This is a genomic window from Gardnerella sp. DNF01180P (assembly GCF_049244205.1).
Lineage (GTDB): Bacteria > Actinomycetota > Actinomycetes > Actinomycetales > Bifidobacteriaceae > Bifidobacterium > Bifidobacterium swidsinskii.
On sequence record NZ_CP058386.1, the window covers coordinates 26,885 to 44,450 of the forward strand.

Here is a 17,566-nt window from a genome sequence, read left to right on the forward strand (position 1 = left end):
CGCACCTCCATTTTTGAGCTAACGCTGCTCAAATAAGCACAATCCTTACCTGTTAAGACTATCTCTATGCCCCTACCGAATAAGAAAATGAAATATATAAAATTAAAAATTTACTATTTCAGTGCTTTACCAGCAGAACCTAACTGCACACAAGCTTCTGCTACACGCTGAGCCATGGCTTTTTCGGCTTCACGACCCCAAGATCGAGGATCATACAACTTCTTTTCGCCAACTTCTCCGTCTATTTTAAGAACAGAGTCATAATTGCTGAACATGTGACCAGCGATTGCACGAGTAAAAGCGTATTGAGTGTCGGTATCTATATTCATTTTAATTACGCCGTAACGCACAGCTTCAGCAATCTCTTGAGCAGTAGAGCCAGATCCGCCATGAAATACCAGCAGGAACGGCTTTTTAGAAGCGCCAAAGGTGCGAGTATCACAAATATTTTGATAGTTCTGATATACAGTTTTTTGGATTTCTTGCAATAATTTAGGATGCAGTTTTACAACGCCAGGCTTATAGGCTCCATGAACGTTGCCAAAAGTAAACGCTGCCATATACCTGCCACGTTCACCCAAGCCAAGTTTATCTACAACACGCAAAGCATCTTCAGGCGTAGAATACAATCTCTCGTCAATATCAGCACGATGCCCATCTTCTTCTCCACCAACAGCACCAATCTCAATTTCAAGAATTGTGCGAGATTTTTGCGAAGCATCCAGCAACTGTTCTGCAACGTCTAGATTATGTTGCAAAGGCACCGTTGAGCCATCCCACATATGCGACTGAAATAATGGTTCTTCGCCTTTTTTGACTTGTTCTGTTTCATAAGAAATTAGTGGTTGAATCCAATCATCTAAATATTGCTCAGCACAATGATCTGTATGAAGCGCAATAGTGATATTAGGATATTGAGCTGCTACTTCGTGCGCAAATTTTGCAAATGCTATTGAACCAACAACACGATTATTGAGAGATTGACCCGAAAAATAAGCAGAGCCACCGACAGAAACTTGGATAATGCCATCAGATTCAGCTTGAGCAAATCCCTGCAAAGCTGCATTAAGAGTTTGCGTACTAGTAACATTGATAGCAGGGTATGCGTAGCCACCTCGACTTGCAGCATCAAGCATATGCGCATAACGTTCAACAGTTGCAATAGTCATACTTGTATTATCCGCCTTTATTACTCAGATAGCCACGCATATGCACAAAAACATTACATACCGATATGCGAAAATCTATTTTCAAAATCTACAAACTGATTGTGATTCATAGTTCAATGCAATTAAAATAACAGAAATATCTAATCTCAAGACTGCATTTGCTGATGACGTTTCTTAGCCTCAGTAACAACAAACTCGTGATATTTCAACGCAATCGAAGAATCCAATCCGGCATTTTCCGCAATATTTAGCAAACTTTCTATTTGCTGCTGCTCTCTTTTAGAATCCTCAGGAGCAAATCCAGCTTCAGCCTTCAACTCACCAATTCGTTTCGTAGTTTTAAACCGCTCAGCAAGCAGCGCAATTATTGCATTATCAAAATTATCAACAGATTGACGCAACACAATAATCTCTTCGGCAGCAACTTTGCAACATGTCGTAAGAGATGTATCGCGCGCGTCAACCGTTGTTTCAGAAAAATCACACATATTATTTAATCGAAATATGTTTGCAGAACCATAGTTGTTTCTGTACTGACAGGGACTATGCGATGAATGGTATTAATAAGTTCTTCCAATTTGCTTGGCGTAGCAACACGCACTACCAGCATAAAACTTGGACTACCAGTAATCGAATAGCAAGCTTCAATACCAGAAATATCACGCAATTTGTTAGGTATTGTAGCTTCCTGCCCAAAATCAAGTGGCGTAACAGACACAAATGCGCTTACAGGTAAACCACGACGCTCATAATCAATTAACGCGCGATAACCAGTAATAACACCTTTACGCTCAAGCTTTTGCACTCGAGATTGAACTGCAGAAACAGACAAACCCGAAGCCTTCGCCAAACGAGTTAACGTCGCTCGACCATCATGTTCGAGAATATCAACAATGATTGCATCAGTTGAATCCATAGCTATACTAGTTTCAGCTTTATGAGGATTTCCAGCCATACGTCCTCCATTCTCCAGTCGACGCTGAATTGAGAATCTAAAACGAATCTATGTAGCGCCACATTGCAGTCTCTTTTATGGTACAGTATTTTTTACAGAAAAAGAACAAATTTATTCAAAAAATAATAAAAAATACAAATTATTACGTTAAAAATAATTTTTTCTTTTAACATCAGCCGTAATAGTGTTGTACAATTCGCATAATAAGCGTATAAACGAAACCTATAACCTTTAAAGATTATTCTTATAAAATCAAAACCAACAATCAAAAAGGAGCACAGCATGGCAAAAGTAGCGAAACATGCAATTTCAATACCTCGTTCAGGTATTAGAGATGTATTTGACCGTGTAGAACAAATACCAGACGCTATTTCACTATGCCTAGGAGAACCAGGCGAAACTGCTTCCTCACACATTGTTGAAGCCGCGTGCAACTCATTACGAGAGGGAAAAACAAAATACACAGACGTTTTAGGCATACCAGAATTCCGCGAGGCAGCTGCAAATTATACGAATAGAGTAAAAGGTTTAAACTACAACGCAGACACAGAAATTCAAGCCGTTGACGGCGCTACTATTGGATTATATTTAGCTATTAAATCAGTAATAGATCCGGGAGATGAGGTTATTATTCCATCTCCATACTTCACATCATACGATGCAGAAGTGCTAATGTGCGAAGGAATTCCAGTAACTGTAGCCCTTAAGCCAGAACATGGAATGCATATTAATGCAGCAGAAATACGCAAAGCTATATCGCCACGCACTAAAGCCATCATTATCAATTCTCCATGCAACCCAACCGGTGCTGTAACAACCGCAGAAGAACTCGAAGAAGTTGCAAAATTATGCCAAGAATTTAATCTTTGGGTAATTTCTGACGAAGTCTACCATCCATTCGTATTCGCAAGCAATCCAGAAACTGAACCTTGCGGAAATGCTGTAGCACCATCTATTGCAGCAGCTGAAGGAATGCACGAACGAACCATTATTGTAGAAAGTTTATCGAAAACTTATGCAATGACAGGATGGAGAATTGGATATATTCTTGCACCAAGTCAAGTTATTGAGCAAACCAGCAAAATTGCAGAAATGATGCATTCTTCTGTAAATTCTACCGCACAATATGGCGGCGTAGCTGCATTAACAGGTCCGCAAGATCACGTGCGCGAAATGAGAGAAGAATATCGTGCAAAACGTCAGCTTGTTATAGACGGATTGGCAAATTGCAATGCATTGCGTCTTATAGAGCCTCAAGGTGCATTCTACGTTTTTGTTGACGTTCGACCAACTGGTTTAAGTTCAGAAGAATTTAGCAAAAAACTTTTAGATGAAGAAAAAGTTGCTGTTGTGCCAGGAGAAGCCTTTGGCGCAGAAGGAAGCGGATTCGTGCGACTATCTTACGCTGGGAAAGCAGAAGAACTTAAAGAAGGCGTAGCGCGCATAAGCAAATTTGCACTTGCGCAACAAGCTTTACATGCTGCATAAAATATTAGTTATTAACGAATATAAATATAAATAAAATTATTGCCCCTTGGTAGATAATCCAAAGGGCAATAATTTTAATTCCTTACGAAATAAGAACTACGCAATAGTCGTAGAAGAAGAATTATTCGTAGCAGTGCCAGTTTGTTGAGTTATGGCAGCCAAGAAATCACGGTTTGAAGCAGTTTTCTTCAATCGAGGAATCAAAGTCTGATACGCTTGCTCTGCCTCAAGACCACCAAAGAGACGGCGCAAACGATAAATAACTGGCAAATCTGCAGCTGGAGTAATTAACTCCTCGCGACGAGTTCCAGAAGCATTAATATCTACTGCTGGGAAGAGACGCTTATCAGCCAAATCTCTACTCAAACGCAATTCCATATTTCCAGTGCCCTTAAACTCTTCGAAGATTACTTCATCCATCTTAGAGCCGGTTTCAACCAATGCAGAAGAAATAATCGTCAAAGAGCCGCCGTCTTCAATATTTCGAGCAGCACCGAAGAACTTCTTTGGTGGGTACAACGCCTGAGCATCAACACCACCGGAAAGAATACGACCAGAAGTAGGAGCAGCAATATTGTAGGCTCTAGCCAAACGAGTCATAGAATCAAGCAAAACCACAACATCCTGGCCAAGCTCAACCAAACGCTTAGCGCGCTCAATAGCAAGCTCAGCAACAGTAGTGTGATCCGTTGCAGGACGATCGAATGTAGAAGAAATCACTTCGCCTTGCACAGTGCGTTCCATATCGGTAACTTCTTCTGGACGCTCATCGACAAGCACAACCATAAGATGCACTTCAGGATTATTTGTAGTAATTGCATTTGCAATATTCTGAAGAGTAATGGTTTTACCAGCCTTTGGTGGCGACACAATCAAACCGCGCTGACCTTTACCAATTGGGGCAACTAAATCAATAACACGTCCCAACATGCGATTCGGAGTAGTTTCTTGCTTCAAACGCTCTTGTGGGTATAACGGCGTCAACTTAGCAAATTGCGGTCGAGACTGAGCTTCTTCAACGCTCATTCCATTAATGCTATCGATTGTTTGCAAAGGAACAAACTTTTGGCGCTGATTTCGACGATCGCCTTCGCGAGGAGCACGAATGGAGCCTTGAACTGCATCACCCTTGCGTAAGCCATATTTTTTAATTTGGCTCATTGAAACATACACATCGTTAGGACCAGGCAAATAACCAGAAGTGCGCACGAATGCGTAAGATTCTAAGACATCAACAATTCCAGCTACTGGCACGAGCTCTTCCTGAGACTCTTCACGACGAGACTCACGTAAATCATGCTCTTCGCGAGCATCGCGTGCATCGCGATCAAGACGAACATTGCGATCGTTACAATCTTGACGTTCTCCACGCTCAGCACGACGTTCATCACGATCTTCACGTTCTACTCGATTCATGCGTTCTGAATGATTCTGTCGATCTGAATAATCTGAACGAGACTCATCGTAATCACGTGCACGACCGCGCATACGACGCTGGAAACGATCAGCACGATTTTGTTGTTCTTCTCTATCAAAGTCACGAGAAGCTACACGCTGACGACGCGGTTCACCCTCTGCATGAGAATCTTCACCAGGCAATGTTGCCAAAATTTGATCCAACTCATGCGAATCCATACCATCTTCTCTACGATCGCGATTATCATTACGATCTTCTGAGGAACGACGACGCTGGAATGTATTATTACGATTCGCATCGCGTCGATAATTTTTATTCCCAAAATCTTCTTCGTCTCTATAGCGACGATCTGAAGCAGCATTGGGAACCAAAACTTCTAACGCTTCTAAATCACTATTGTCTTTCGATGACCTAACATCTTCTATATCTGTACTAGTATCTGCAGTTTTATTAGCATTCACAACATCACGAGGAACACGAACACTTACACCTGCAGGCGCTTCTCCCCCATTACGAGCAGCCGTCAGTGTAGCCACCAACTCAGGCTTACGCATTGTAGATGTACCGCGCAAACCCATTTGTTTCGCAAGATCTTTCAATTCTGAAAGCTTCATTTTTTCAAGATTCTGGCCTGTTGCCACAATTTTACCTTTCCTTAACTCGCACGGAATAGAGACCCGGCAAGTCTTTACATGGAAGATTACGGAAAAATCCGTCACGAACTCGCTGCTATTTCATAACAATTCATATGTACATAACAACGAACATTATGTATGCTACTACAGCTATACGACGCTGTACAATGCGACGCGCCATAGTATTTAGTATTTTATTGCAATTTCTATAAAGTTTTTAAAGAGCTACTCACATAAACAAAAAGCGCCAATAACTTGGGTAACACCCAGTATTATTGACGCTATATCGCTAAATTATTTGCGCTTTAAAATCAAACGCTCAAATTTATACGAGAATTAATTACTACTTCTTTTCGTGATACGACTTTTCAGTATTAACAGACCACACGTTCTTCTTAGAAGTTTCTCCAGTTCGGATATCTTCTACAGCCTCAATAGCAGTTGCCATTGAATGATCTTGGTTATTATAACGATGCTGTCCATTACGACCAACGCAATACAAATTACCAAAGCCATCAAGATAATCAATCAATTCAGGCATCTGAGCGTATGTGTCAAAGTAAGCAGGATATGCCTTTGGAACTCGCTCACGGTGAGAATCAAGAACGTCTTCCTCACCATTGATAACCTGCATACGAGTCAACTCGTCAATAGCCATCTTGCGAGCATCATCATCACTCATATTCCAGAAGTCGTCACCTTCGTCGCAGAAGTACTCAAGACCAATCCAAACAGTGTTATCAACATCCTTAACGAGATATGGGCTCCAGTTGTTGAAGATTTGCAAACGTCCGACTTTATATCCAGGATCCTGCACGTAAATCCAGCAATCAGGAACAATAGGAGGATTACCAAGCGTTGGAATAGTGGTAGTATTACGCAGACGCACGCGCTTAACAAGCAAGCCTACAGTCACAAAATCGCGATAAGGTAAACCTTTGGCAACGCGTTGCATTTCTGCTGGAACTTCAGCCTTTTCGTCACCATTTGCACCCTGCTCAAGAGCAGCTACCAAATCCTTAATTGGCATAGAAGATATAAACTGGTCGGCGTGCAATTCTGAACGCTCTCCATTTGCATCTTCAACTACAACACTGGAAATCTTTCCGTCTGCTTGCTTAATAGCAACTACCTTTGCGTCTGTGCGCACAGTAGCACCGTTTTCGCGGCAACGACGCTCAACCGTTTCCCACAACTGACCAGGACCAAGCTTTGGATACCAGAATTCCTCAATTAATGAGGTTTCTACTTCCTTTTCCTTGCCTTTTTTCTTAGGGAAAAGCTTGGAAAAAGCGTTCTTCAACACTTCCACAATGCTCAAGCCCTTAACGCGCTGAGCACCCCAATCGGCAGAAATTTGGCTTGGATGCCTACCCCAAAGCTTCTCTGTATAGCCCTCAAAGAACATGGAATAAAGTTTCTTGCCGAAACGATTAATGTAGAAATTCTCAAGATTAGTTTCTGGCAACTTGTGAATCATAGACCACAAATAGCTGAAGCCAACCTTCATAGTCAAGATAAAGCCCATAGAACGCAAGGTTGCTGCAGAAAGAGAAATTGGATAATCAAAGAAATGATGATTCCAGAAAATACGAGAAACGCGATGACGCTTCAACATCACTTCATCTTCAACTTCAGGATCAGGTCCACCTGCTTCCAAATCATGATGACGACCAAGCTTTTTATCATCATATGAAGGCGCACCCTGGAGAGGTAGCATTTCACGCCACCACTGCATAATACGGTCATCTTTTGAGAAGAAACGATGACCGCCAATATCCATACGATTGCCGTTATACTTCACAGTACGCGAAATGCCGCCAAATTCACGCGTGGCTTCGAGTACTGTTACGTCGTAGCGGCTGGATCCGCCATCCTTAACGAGTTCCCAGGCTGCCGTCAACCCTGCCGGACCACCACCAATAATTACCACAGATTCCTTTGGGGATTGTGTATCCGTCACTTGTCCTCCATCTTAATACATCAAATTTTTACGAAAACACTTTGCGTGCTAGGTAAGCAATTCCTATACATCCTTATTGAGCATACGCGCATCACGCGATAGATTCAGGAATGTCAATGTCTGTTTTTTGTACTTCTTCAACATTTACATCTTTAAAAGTTACTATTCGTACATTTTTAACAAAACGCGAAGGGCGGTAAACATCCCATACCCAAGCGTCCGTAAGTTGAACATCAAAATAAACATCCTGACCTGCTGAACGCACATTAAAATCGACTTTATTGGCTAAATAAAATCGTCGCTCTGTTTCTACAACATAAGTAAAAAGCTTAATAACATCACGGTATTCTTTGTATAACGCAAGTTCTGCATCGGTTTCATAGTTGTCGAGATCTTCGGCGCTCATTACTTACCTTCCGTATTACGTTTGCGTCCACGACCTATAATGCGCCACCAAGCTTTTTTTGATGAACTTCCTTCAGAGACGTTTACATTGTACGGCCATGCTTCATCAAGATTATCACGATGCACAGGTATAGCCACAGAATGTTCATGCGCACTCAAAGCTTCAATTACACCAGGATTTTCTTCAATAACGTGTAACCCAAAAGCATCTAGCGAGCGAATAGCATCATATTCATCTACAAGAGTGTCCATTACAACAAAATCTTGATATTTTTGATTCTGGGCATCCCATAATGCATCGCGCGCAGTGCCTGTTTTTACAAAGCCAAGCGATTGATACACCGAAAGCGAACGAGTATTAGTTGCTGGAACTCCCACCCAAATTCTATGCAACCCTAGACCAGTCGGCTCTGATGCAAAAGCATAAGTCATAACTCTAGGCATCGCATCGCGCGAATAGCCTCTTCCTCGATAATTTTTGCCTAAAACAACTTGAATTCGAGCACTGCGAGACCATCCGTCAATATCTATAAGGAAAATCATGCCAATAATGTCGCCGGAAGCGTTATTTGAATCATCCAAAACATCAGGAACAATCGCCCACGCAATAGTGTGACGCAATTGAACATCGCCAGCAAAACGACAAGATTCAGAAGGATTTTCGCCAATAAGACTATCTTTAGTCCATTGCATAGAGCTTTCAACCCACGAATGAACCATAGAACGCTCTGAATTAGCATCCTTTCCAGTAATAACTGCAGCACCATCAAATGCGCACAAATCATCCATTCTTTGCAAATCATTGCACGTAGCTGGACGAAGGTGCGCCATCTCTCCACGAATTTGAGGAATTACTATAGATTTTGGTAACTCGCGAGAGTTAATAACACCATCATTGGTTTGTTGCATAGTCACCTACTTGTATTGTGCCTTTGAGAATTAAGCCCTTCGCATAATTCTCATGTCGCATAGTATATGATAATCCAGAAGACGAAAAATGCCTCGCAATGTTGATAAATAGTAAATTCTGCGCACCTGCTACACAAACAAACCTGATTTGAGTATGCAGCAAGTACGCAGCACTTACTTTTGAATATTGATTACGCTTTTACGTTTATACATTAGCGTTATCAAATATTAAATTTTTCAGCCTTTACGGCACTTTTCAGCCTTTGATTTTTGCCATCACAATCTTAGTAACAGCCTTAGCATCAGCCTGACCTTTAGTTGCACGCATAACAGCGCCAATAATTGCACCCATCGGCTTCATATTTCCAGCCTTAAGCTTTTCTGCAACTTCAGGATCAGCAGCAAGAGCAGCGTCAACAGCAGCTTCCAAAGCACCGTCGTCGTTCATAACCTTGAATCCGTGCTTCTTAACAACTTCATCAGGCTTACCCTCGCCAGCCAAAACGCATGCAACAGTTTGCTTAGCGAGCTTATCGTTAAGATTGCCGTCTGCAATTAGCTTTTCAACTTCAGCTACATCTTGCGAAGTAATAGGCAATTCTTCCAAAGTCACGCCACGAGTGTTTGCTTCACGAGCAAGCTCACCAAGCCACCACTTCTTAGCACCTGCCGCACTTGCACCAGCCTTAACGGTTTCTTCAACCAAATCAAGAGCATCCGCATTCAAAATATCGCGCATTTCAAGATCGCTAATACCCCATTCGTTTTGCAAGCGGTTACGGCGCTCGCGAGGCATTTCCGGCATTTGCGCCTTCATGCGCTCAATATGCTCTTTAGTGATATGAAGCATAACCAAATCAGGATCTGGGAAGTAACGATAATCGTCAGCATCCGACTTCACACGACCGCCAGCAGTAGTCTGAGTTGCCTCATCCCAGTGACGAGTTTCCTGCAAAATCTCGCCGCCTTCGCTCAAAATAGCAGCCTGACGACGAATCTCATATTGCAGTGTCTTTTCAATACCGCGGAATGTGTTCACATTCTTAGTTTCTGAACGCGTACCAAATGGATCGGTTGGCTTGTGACGGAGCGAAACGTTCACGTCAGCACGCATATTGCCCTGCTCCATGCGAGCGTGAGAAATGTTGAGAGCGCGAACAATATCGCGAATAGCACGCATGTATGCGCCTGCGATTTCTGGAGCGCGGCTGCCAGCGCCTTCGATTGGCTTAGTTACAATCTCGATTAAAGGCACACCTGCGCGATTGTAATCAACCAAAGAATGATTTGCGCCTTCAATACGGCCGTCAGCACCACCAACGTGCGTATTCTTACCAGCATCATCTTCAATGTGAGCGCGCTCAATCGGAACGCGGAACACGGTTCCATCTTCAAGCTCAACATCCAAGTAACCGTTGCCATTGGTAGGCTTATCGTACTGGGAGATCTGATAATCGCGAGGCATATCTGGGTAGAAGTAGTTCTTACGAGCGAACTGGCTCCACTCAGCAATTTCGCAATGCAATGCCAAACCAAGCTTAATTGCATAATCAACTGCAGTCTTGTTTACAACTGGCAAAGAGCCTGGCAAACCAAGACTTACAGGAGTTAGCTGAGTGTTTGGCTCGCCACCAAAAGACACTTCCGCTGGGCAAAACAGCTTTGTGCGCGTGCTAAGCTCAACGTGAGTTTCCAAACCGAATACTGGATCAAACTGCTCAACAGCATCGGCGTATTTCATAAGTTTTTCAGCCATGAGAATCCTTCTTACTTAAGCTTTGCTTAACTTTACTTAGCCAATGAATCGAGCCAGCCAGCCTTAAGCGACTTCCAGATTGAGCCGCCCCACTGCTCTTCGAGAGCAGCTTCCAACGCTGCTGCAGGCTTGTACATCTTTTCATCATGGCATTGCGGAGCAATAATCTGAATGCCAACAGGCAAACCGTCGTCGCTTAAGCCAGCTGGGAGACTCAAAGCAGGAACTCCAGCCATGTTTGCAGGAATCGTAGCAATATCGTTCATATACATAGAAAGCGGATCGTCCATCTTCTCACCAAACTTAAATGCCGTTGTAGGGCTTGTTGGAGAAATAAGAACATCTACTTTCTTAAACGCTTCTTCGAAATCGCGAATAATAAGCGTACGAACTTTCTGTGCAGAACCATACCAAGCATCGTAATAGCCAGCGGAAAGCGCGTAAGTACCGAGAATAATACGGCGCTTTACTTCGTCACCGAAACCAGCTTCACGAGTTGCAGCCATCATATTTGCAGCAGTCTGAGGCTTGTCTGCTGGCGGCATTACGCGCAAACCGTAGCGCATGCCGTCGTAACGAGCCAAATTAGAGCTAACTTCTGAAGGCATAATAATGTAGTAAGCAGCCAAAGAGTAAGGGAAATGAGGGCAAGAGACTTCTGTTACTTCTGCACCCATATCCTTAAGCAATTGCACAGCTTCATTAAAGCGTGCTTCAACTCCCGGCTGGAATCCGTCGCCACTAAGCTCTTTAACTAAACCAACCTTCAAGCCCTTCAAATCACGGCGAGCACCCTCACGAGCAGCTTGAGCCATTGGAGGAACAGGAGCTGGAATAGAAGTAGAATCGCGCCTATCGTTACCACCGATAATTTCCTGCAAAAGCGCAGAATCAAGAACGGTACGAGAAACAGGTCCAATCTGATCCAAGGAACTTGCCATAGCGATTGCACCAAAACGGCTAACACCGCCATAAGTTGGCTTTGCGCCGACTGTACCAGTTAAAGCACCTGGCTGACGAATAGAGCCACCTGTATCTGTACCCAAAGCAATAGGAGCCTCGAATGCAGCAACAGCTGCAGCTGAACCGCCGCCGGAACCACCAGGAACACGCTCAGTATCCCAAGGATTGCAAGTAGTTTGATAAGCAGAATGTTCTGTAGAAGAACCTTGAGCAAACTCATCCAAATTAGTCTTGCCGAGAATTGGCATGCCAGCTGCTTTGAGCTTTTCAATAACAGTAGCATCGTAAGGTGGAACCCAGCCTTCGAGGATCTTCGATGCTGCAGTGGTTGGAATGCCTTTAGTGACAATCATGTCTTTAATTGCAATTGGAACGCCTGCAAGCTCAGGCAAGCCTTCAGTCTCACCATTAGCGTTCTTAGCATCAAAAGCATCTGCCTGCTCGAGAGCAATATCTGCAGAAACATGCAAGAATGCCTTAATTTCTGGCTCTGCAGATTCAATGACTGCCAAGTGAGCTTCAACAAGTTCACGGCTAGAAACTTCTTTAGCTTTTACAGCCTTTGCCATATCGGCAGCAGAAAGTTTTACCAAATCTTGAGTATTAGTCATGTTTTTATTCCTCCCCCAAAATTCGAGGCGCTACAAACATGCCAGACTCACTTCTAGGAGCATCCGAAAGAGCTTCTTCTTGAGTCAAAGGTGTAGCAGGCTCATCTGGACGCAAATAAGCTTCCAAAGGCACTGGATTTGCAGTAGGTGGCACATCTTCGCCAGCAACTTCCTGCACTTTATTAATAGATTCTGCAATGACGTTCAATTCGCCTTGCAAGCGACTGATTTCTTCGTCGCTTAAAGCAATCTGGGATAAAACGCCCAAATGCTCAATTTCTTCGCGTGTGAATGTAGGCATAACCTCAACTATATGTGTGATACGTGACCTTCGTTAGTAGAAAAAGCAATGTGGATAAAAGCTTTATGAGAATTATTTGTTAATTATTTTGTTTTATTGAGAAAGTACTACGAATTAATTTTTTAAGACTGAAGCAATTAAAAATTGCGCATGTGTAACACTAAATAATACTTGCACAAATATTTTGCATATATTTTCACAAAATTATCACGAATCAAAATACGTAAAATCCGTTCATTTTATCTGTCAACACGCCGAAACGACAAAACTGACGTAACAAAAAAGTGTTGGTATTTCAGCATTATTTAAACTTTTGTTTGAAACTTAAAAAATTATTTTAAACAATTATCGCATAAATAAAAAGTGTGTAATAATCGTGTGATGTGAGAAGCTGAAGCTGATGCACTGAAGCATATATATGCACTGAAGCACGTATTTGCAGCATCTCACTGAAAAAATAATTTGAAATAAAATCTAATAAAAATCGAAGGATACATATGAAGAGCACAAAGTTCTACCGTAATGCAGCAATGTTGTTGCTCGCGGGCGCGACTATTATTCCACAATGCTTAGCAGTTCCAGCAATGGCAGATTCTTCTGCAAAGCCTTCTGCACCAGCTGCATCTTGCGCAGCCAGCAAGGACTCGCTGAACAACTACTTGTGGGATTTGCATTACGATAAAACGAATATTCTCGCACGTCACGGCGAAACAATTAACAATAAATTCTCCAGCGACAGCTTCAACAAGAACGGCGAATTCGTTGTTGTTGAGCATCAGAAGAAGAACATCACCAATACAACGTCAAACTTGTCGGTAACTTCGGCCAACAATGATCGCGTGTATCCTGGTGCATTATTCCGCGCTGACCAGAATTTGATGGATAACATGCCAAGCTTGATTTCAGCAAATCGCGCACCATTAACTTTGAGCATTGATTTGCCAGGCTTCCACGGCGGCGAGAGTGCTGTAACTGTGCAACATCCAACCAAGAGCTCCGTTACTTCAGCAGTTAACGGTTTAGTTTCTAAGTGGAATGCACAATATGCAGCAAGCCATCATGTGGCAGCTCGTATGCAGTATGATTCCGCAAGCGCACAGAGCATGAACCAGCTCAAGGCTAAGTTTGGTGCTGATTTTGCAAAGATTGGCGTACCGCTGAAGATTGATTTCGATGCAGTACACAAGGGTGAGAAGCAGACTCAAATTGTGAACTTCAAGCAAACTTACTACACAGTAAGCGTCGACGCTCCAGATAGCCCAGCAGATTTCTTTGCTCCATGCACTACGCCAGAAAGCTTGAAGAACCGTGGCGTTGACAGCAAACGCCCACCAGTTTACGTGTCAAACGTAGCTTATGGTCGCTCAATGTACGTAAAGTTCGATACCACCAGCAAGAGCACTGATTTCCAGGCTGCAGTAGAAGCGGCAATTAAGGGCGTAGAAATTAAGCCAAACACCGAATTCCATCGCATTCTCCAGAATACTTCTGTTACTGCAGTGATTCTCGGCGGCAGCGCTAACGGCGCAGCAAAGGTTATTACCGGCAATATCGATACGCTGAAGGCTTTGATTCAGGAAGGTGCAAATTTGAGCACCTCTAGCCCAGCTGTTCCAATCGCTTACACTACTTCCTTCGTAAAAGATAACGAAGTAGCAACTCTCCAGAGCAACAGCGATTATGTTGAGACTAAGGTTTCTGCTTACCGTGACGGTTATTTGACCTTGGATCACCGTGGAGCTTATGTAGCTCGCTACTACGTCTACTGGGATGAGTACGGCACTGATATCGACGGAACTCCATACGTACGTTCTCGCGCTTGGGAAGGAAACGGCAAGTATCGTACCGCTCACTTCAGCACAACGATTCAGTTCAAGGGCAATGTGCGCAATCTTCGCATTAAGTTGGAAGAAAAGACCGGCTTGGTATGGGAACCATGGCGTACAGTGTACAACCGTACTGATTTGCCGTTGGTTCGTCAGCGCACAATCAAGAACTGGGGCACAACCTTGTGGCCTCGCGTTGCTGAAACTGTAAAGAATGACTGAACTCATATTGCAATTGAGCATAAATAAATAAAACTGAAAAAATTAAGGACTTTATCTTGTAGCCAGTTACGAGATAAAGTCCTTAATTTTTTACACAAATAGGGTTTCTATTACATTTTTCGCAGTAGGATTTAGTTATGTTAGAGATACAAAATATATCCAAGTACTATAAAAACAGCAAGTACTCAATAATATTTCTTTTGTAGCAGAAGATAGCAAAGTTACGGGATTTGTTGGCCCTAACGGTTCAATCAACTGCGCTATATTGCGCATTGGGACTCATAAAAGCCAATGAAGGTGAAGTATTATTCGACGGCGTCCCATACAAAAAGCTTAATTCCCCAATAAAAACAGTCGGCAAAGTATTAGATTTAAAAGCTAATTATAGAAATACTAGTTCTATAAAAAGCTCACATTCGTTGCAAAATATTGTAAAATTCCAAAAAGTCGCGTATCAGAGATTATGGATATTGCCGGAATCAGCTCTATGCAAAATATGAAAATCAAAGAAATATCAACCGGCATGCGCAACCACAACATACTAAGCCTACTACCGAGCTACCATTGCCTGATACTTCATATATTGGACCAGAGTATGCTCATCCTCAATTTGCTAAAAAGAAACAAGATGATCAGGATTCTCAAGAAAATGCACAATGAGCTTAGTGCCAGAATTAGTGCCATCTATTATTGCTATGGTTGCTTGAGCCGTTGTGCTATTTGCAGTGGGTGCTTTACTTCTAGCAAAAAGAATTAAAACTAGTATCAGCAAATAGTTGCAACAAATAAACCCCGCTCGTTTGCTCAGTAATGATTGCAATCGAACGGGGCTTATTTTTTATTTATACTTACTATGTTTAAATATCGCGATGCTTTTCAATAACGTAGCCAATTGCGTACATGATTACAGCCCAAGCAAGAACCACTAAACCGGACTGCCACCATGTAAAAACATATGCGTTTGGTGGAAGTTGCAGCCCAGAATTAGCGGAGGCTTCTAAGAATTGGCTTACAGCACTGCCTGGCAAAATCTGAATAAGTATTGAAGTCCACTTCGCAAAATTGCTTGCAAGCATAATAATGCTAACAATGGTCTGCAGAATCACCACGGCTCCAATAACGCACATAATTCCGCCAGCAGTTGACTTGCAAATCATGCCAAAACCGTACGCCATTGCTGACACAACAACCATAATTGCAGGAGAGCCAAGGAACAGAGTAAGCGGCAATTTCCACACGTTGCTTCCCGATAATCCGGAAATGTTATCTCCCATAAAAGCTAATTCTGCAGCAGCTAGCGAAACTGTCATTGCAATAAGTTGGGCTACAAAAACGTAGATTGCAACCGCAACAAATTTAGCCGTAAAGAACATACCCCTTCGAGGTACAGCAGTAAGAGAAGCCTGAATCGAAGTTGTAGAATGCTCCGCGGTTACAGCAAGCACTGCAAAAATCGCCAAAACAATCAAAGATATAGAAGCAAAGCTAATAACTAAGCGGAAAATGCCTTCTTGAGATGCAATAAGATCACTTTTATCGCTCGGCCCAACGGTAATCGCAGCACTTGATTTGCTACCAGCTGCACCATTGTTATGAACGTCAACTTTAGACATTGCTTTCTGCACAAGCGCGATAATAAAACTAAAAATTACTGGCAAAACAATTGTTAATGCCATGCACCACCACGTAGACGCAAGTCCGCGCAGCTTAACAATTTCAGATTTAAGCGTGTGCATAAATGTAAGGCGTAAGTGCTGAGCGTTCATGCTGCGGCCTGTTTTGTAAGAATTGCTCGCCGGATATTCAACAGCTTGTTCAATTTGCCCACTCATTTTGCGCTCCTTCCATCTACATATTGCGTTCCAGTCGCAGCAGTAGTATTTGGCAATGCTTTTGTTACGTACTGCTCTTGACCGTGCGTAAGAGCCAAATATGCTTCCTCAAGCGAAGCATGCTCTTGATTCAGCTGATATACCAAAATCTGATTATCCGCAATTTCGCGCGCAATCTGGTTGAGCTCGCAACCTGTTACCTTAAAAAGTTCGCCTTCTTGAGCGTCTTGAGGCGTGCGCTTATCAGGCAAAATCTTGCATTCGGGATGATTTTGTGTAAGCACTTGCTTTAGTTTTTCACCTTCTGGAGTTACAAGTCGCACAGCGTGCTGAGAATGTGCATTAACAAAATCTTGTACTGTTGTGCGCTCCAAAATTTCTCCGTGCGCAATAATCACAAGATTATCTGCAGTAAGAGCAACTTCGCTCATTAAGTGGGAACTAAGTAAAATTGCACGGCCTTCGCTTGCATAATACTTGCATAATTCGCGAACCCACTTAACACCTTCCGGATCCAAGCCGTTAACCGGTTCGTCAAGTATGAGATTGTGCGGATCTGCTAAAAGAGCCGCAGCAATGGAAAGACGCTGACCCATGCCAAGCGAGAATGAACCTGCCTTGCGATTTTTTACACTAGTCAAACCAGTAATATCAATGACTTCATCGACACGTTTCTTTGATATTCCGTGAGTTAAAGCCAATGAATACAGGTGATTGTAAGCCGTTCGACCTCTGTGAGCAGACTTTGCATCAAGAACCGCGCCAACTTCCGTCATTGGGGATGTGATTTTTGCGTAAGGTTTTCCGTCAATAAGAGAAGTGCCACTATTGGCGTGAATAAGATTTAACGCGCAACGCATGGTGGTAGATTTACCAGCGCCATTAGGACCTAAAAAGCCTGTGACCTTGCCGTCTTCAGCGACGAAAGAAACGTCGTTAAGCACTGTTTTTGCGCCAAAACGCTTTGTAATATGTTGAAATTCTAACATAAATCAACAGTATCACAAATAAAAAAAAATAAACATCAAATGTAAGCGTTTATAAGTACAAGCTGCTACGTTTTAACTAATATTGCTGATGAGATTCTGCTGACAAAATTCTGCTACCGAAATTC

Annotated in this window: 14 protein-coding genes; 2 read left to right on the forward strand and 12 right to left on the reverse strand. The window is 42.7% G+C overall.

The annotated features are described in order from the left end of the window. Positions 1 to 113 precede the first annotated feature (113 nt). The 3 genes from fbaA to HXT40_RS00145 all read right to left on the reverse strand — a co-directional run bounded on the left by fbaA (position 114) and on the right by HXT40_RS00145 (position 2,124). Positions 114 to 1,169 (reverse strand): class II fructose-bisphosphate aldolase, encoded by a 1,056-nt coding sequence (gene fbaA / locus HXT40_RS00135; RefSeq protein WP_012913738.1) that lies wholly within the window; start codon positions 1,167 to 1,169, stop codon positions 114 to 116. Positions 1,170 to 1,315: 146 nt separating this feature from the next. Continuing rightward, a complete protein-coding gene (locus HXT40_RS00140) occupies positions 1,316 to 1,657 on the reverse strand; it encodes a chorismate mutase (RefSeq protein ID WP_004110050.1) in 342 nt (113 codons plus the stop codon). A 5-nt stretch (positions 1,658 to 1,662) separates the two neighbouring features. Beyond that, positions 1,663 to 2,124, reverse strand: coding sequence for an Lrp/AsnC family transcriptional regulator (locus tag HXT40_RS00145; RefSeq protein WP_004105907.1), 462 nt, complete (start codon positions 2,122 to 2,124; stop codon positions 1,663 to 1,665). A gap of 282 nt (positions 2,125 to 2,406) precedes the next feature. On the opposite strand from HXT40_RS00145, the gene HXT40_RS00150 reads away from it, so the two are divergent. After that, entirely contained in the window at positions 2,407 to 3,612 is a 1,206-nt protein-coding gene (locus tag HXT40_RS00150) for a pyridoxal phosphate-dependent aminotransferase (RefSeq protein ID WP_004110055.1), read from the forward strand. A 96-nt stretch (positions 3,613 to 3,708) separates the two neighbouring features. Here HXT40_RS00150 and rho read toward each other — a convergent pair whose 3' ends face one another. The 7 genes from rho to gatC all read right to left on the reverse strand — a co-directional run bounded on the left by rho (position 3,709) and on the right by gatC (position 12,572). Then, entirely contained in the window at positions 3,709 to 5,670 is a 1,962-nt protein-coding gene (gene rho, locus HXT40_RS00155; protein ID WP_004110057.1) for a transcription termination factor Rho, read from the reverse strand. 337 nt (positions 5,671 to 6,007) lie between these two features. Then, complete coding sequence (locus HXT40_RS00160) at positions 6,008 to 7,627, reverse strand: NAD(P)/FAD-dependent oxidoreductase (RefSeq protein ID WP_012913735.1); 1,620 nt, start codon at positions 7,625 to 7,627, stop codon at positions 6,008 to 6,010. Between the two features lie 91 nt (positions 7,628 to 7,718). Further along, positions 7,719 to 8,033 (reverse strand): DUF2469 domain-containing protein, encoded by a 315-nt coding sequence (locus HXT40_RS00165; RefSeq protein ID WP_004105898.1) that lies wholly within the window; start codon positions 8,031 to 8,033, stop codon positions 7,719 to 7,721. Next, entirely contained in the window at positions 8,033 to 8,941 is a 909-nt protein-coding gene (locus HXT40_RS00170) for a GNAT family N-acetyltransferase (protein ID WP_012913734.1), read from the reverse strand. Before HXT40_RS00170 ends, HXT40_RS00165 begins: the two co-directional genes overlap by 1 nt. Positions 8,942 to 9,197: 256 nt before the next feature. Beyond that, positions 9,198 to 10,697, reverse strand: a complete 1,500-nt coding sequence (gene gatB, locus HXT40_RS00175; protein ID WP_116431980.1) for an Asp-tRNA(Asn)/Glu-tRNA(Gln) amidotransferase subunit GatB — start codon at positions 10,695 to 10,697, stop codon at positions 9,198 to 9,200. A 32-nt stretch (positions 10,698 to 10,729) separates the two neighbouring features. Next, positions 10,730 to 12,271, reverse strand: coding sequence for an Asp-tRNA(Asn)/Glu-tRNA(Gln) amidotransferase subunit GatA (gene gatA / locus HXT40_RS00180; RefSeq protein WP_004110065.1), 1,542 nt, complete (start codon positions 12,269 to 12,271; stop codon positions 10,730 to 10,732). Between the two features lie 4 nt (positions 12,272 to 12,275). Continuing rightward, positions 12,276 to 12,572: an Asp-tRNA(Asn)/Glu-tRNA(Gln) amidotransferase subunit GatC gene (gatC, locus tag HXT40_RS00185; RefSeq protein ID WP_004105888.1), complete on the reverse strand. Its 297-nt coding sequence runs from the start codon at positions 12,570 to 12,572 to the stop codon at positions 12,276 to 12,278. Positions 12,573 to 13,069: 497 nt separating this feature from the next. On the opposite strand from gatC, the gene vly reads away from it, so the two are divergent. Further along, positions 13,070 to 14,620: a cholesterol-dependent cytolysin vaginolysin gene (gene vly, locus HXT40_RS00190; RefSeq protein ID WP_004110067.1), complete on the forward strand. Its 1,551-nt coding sequence runs from the start codon at positions 13,070 to 13,072 to the stop codon at positions 14,618 to 14,620. A gap of 857 nt (positions 14,621 to 15,477) precedes the next feature. On the opposite strand, the gene HXT40_RS00195 is transcribed toward vly, so the two are convergent. Beyond that, positions 15,478 to 16,452, reverse strand: coding sequence for an ABC transporter permease subunit (locus tag HXT40_RS00195; protein ID WP_103013765.1), 975 nt, complete (start codon positions 16,450 to 16,452; stop codon positions 15,478 to 15,480). Further along, positions 16,449 to 17,441: an ATP-binding cassette domain-containing protein gene (locus HXT40_RS00200; protein WP_116439814.1), complete on the reverse strand. Its 993-nt coding sequence runs from the start codon at positions 17,439 to 17,441 to the stop codon at positions 16,449 to 16,451. Before HXT40_RS00200 ends, HXT40_RS00195 begins: the two co-directional genes overlap by 4 nt. Between the last annotated feature and the right edge of the window lie 125 nt (positions 17,442 to 17,566).

Bases quoted from the DNA above. Each gene is read 5' to 3' on its own strand.
- fbaA (WP_012913738.1), bottom strand. From the start codon at position 1,169: ATGACTATTGCAACTGTTGAACGTTATGCGCATATGCTTGATGCTGCA.
- HXT40_RS00140 (WP_004110050.1), bottom strand. From the start codon at position 1,657: ATGTGTGATTTTTCTGAAACAACGGTTGACGCGCGCGATACATCTCTT.
- HXT40_RS00145 (WP_004105907.1), bottom strand. From the start codon at position 2,124: ATGGCTGGAAATCCTCATAAAGCTGAAACTAGTATAGCTATGGATTCA.
- HXT40_RS00150 (WP_004110055.1), top strand. From the start codon at position 2,407: ATGGCAAAAGTAGCGAAACATGCAATTTCAATACCTCGTTCAGGTATT.
- HXT40_RS00165 (WP_004105898.1), bottom strand. From the start codon at position 8,033: ATGAGCGCCGAAGATCTCGACAACTATGAAACCGATGCAGAACTTGCG.
- HXT40_RS00170 (WP_012913734.1), bottom strand. From the start codon at position 8,941: ATGCAACAAACCAATGATGGTGTTATTAACTCTCGCGAGTTACCAAAA.
- gatB (WP_116431980.1), bottom strand. From the start codon at position 10,697: ATGGCTGAAAAACTTATGAAATACGCCGATGCTGTTGAGCAGTTTGAT.
- gatA (WP_004110065.1), bottom strand. From the start codon at position 12,271: ATGACTAATACTCAAGATTTGGTAAAACTTTCTGCTGCCGATATGGCA.
- gatC (WP_004105888.1), bottom strand. From the start codon at position 12,572: ATGCCTACATTCACACGCGAAGAAATTGAGCATTTGGGCGTTTTATCC.
- vly (WP_004110067.1), top strand. From the start codon at position 13,070: ATGAAGAGCACAAAGTTCTACCGTAATGCAGCAATGTTGTTGCTCGCG.
- HXT40_RS00195 (WP_103013765.1), bottom strand. From the start codon at position 16,452: ATGAGTGGGCAAATTGAACAAGCTGTTGAATATCCGGCGAGCAATTCT.
- HXT40_RS00200 (WP_116439814.1), bottom strand. From the start codon at position 17,441: ATGTTAGAATTTCAACATATTACAAAGCGTTTTGGCGCAAAAACAGTG.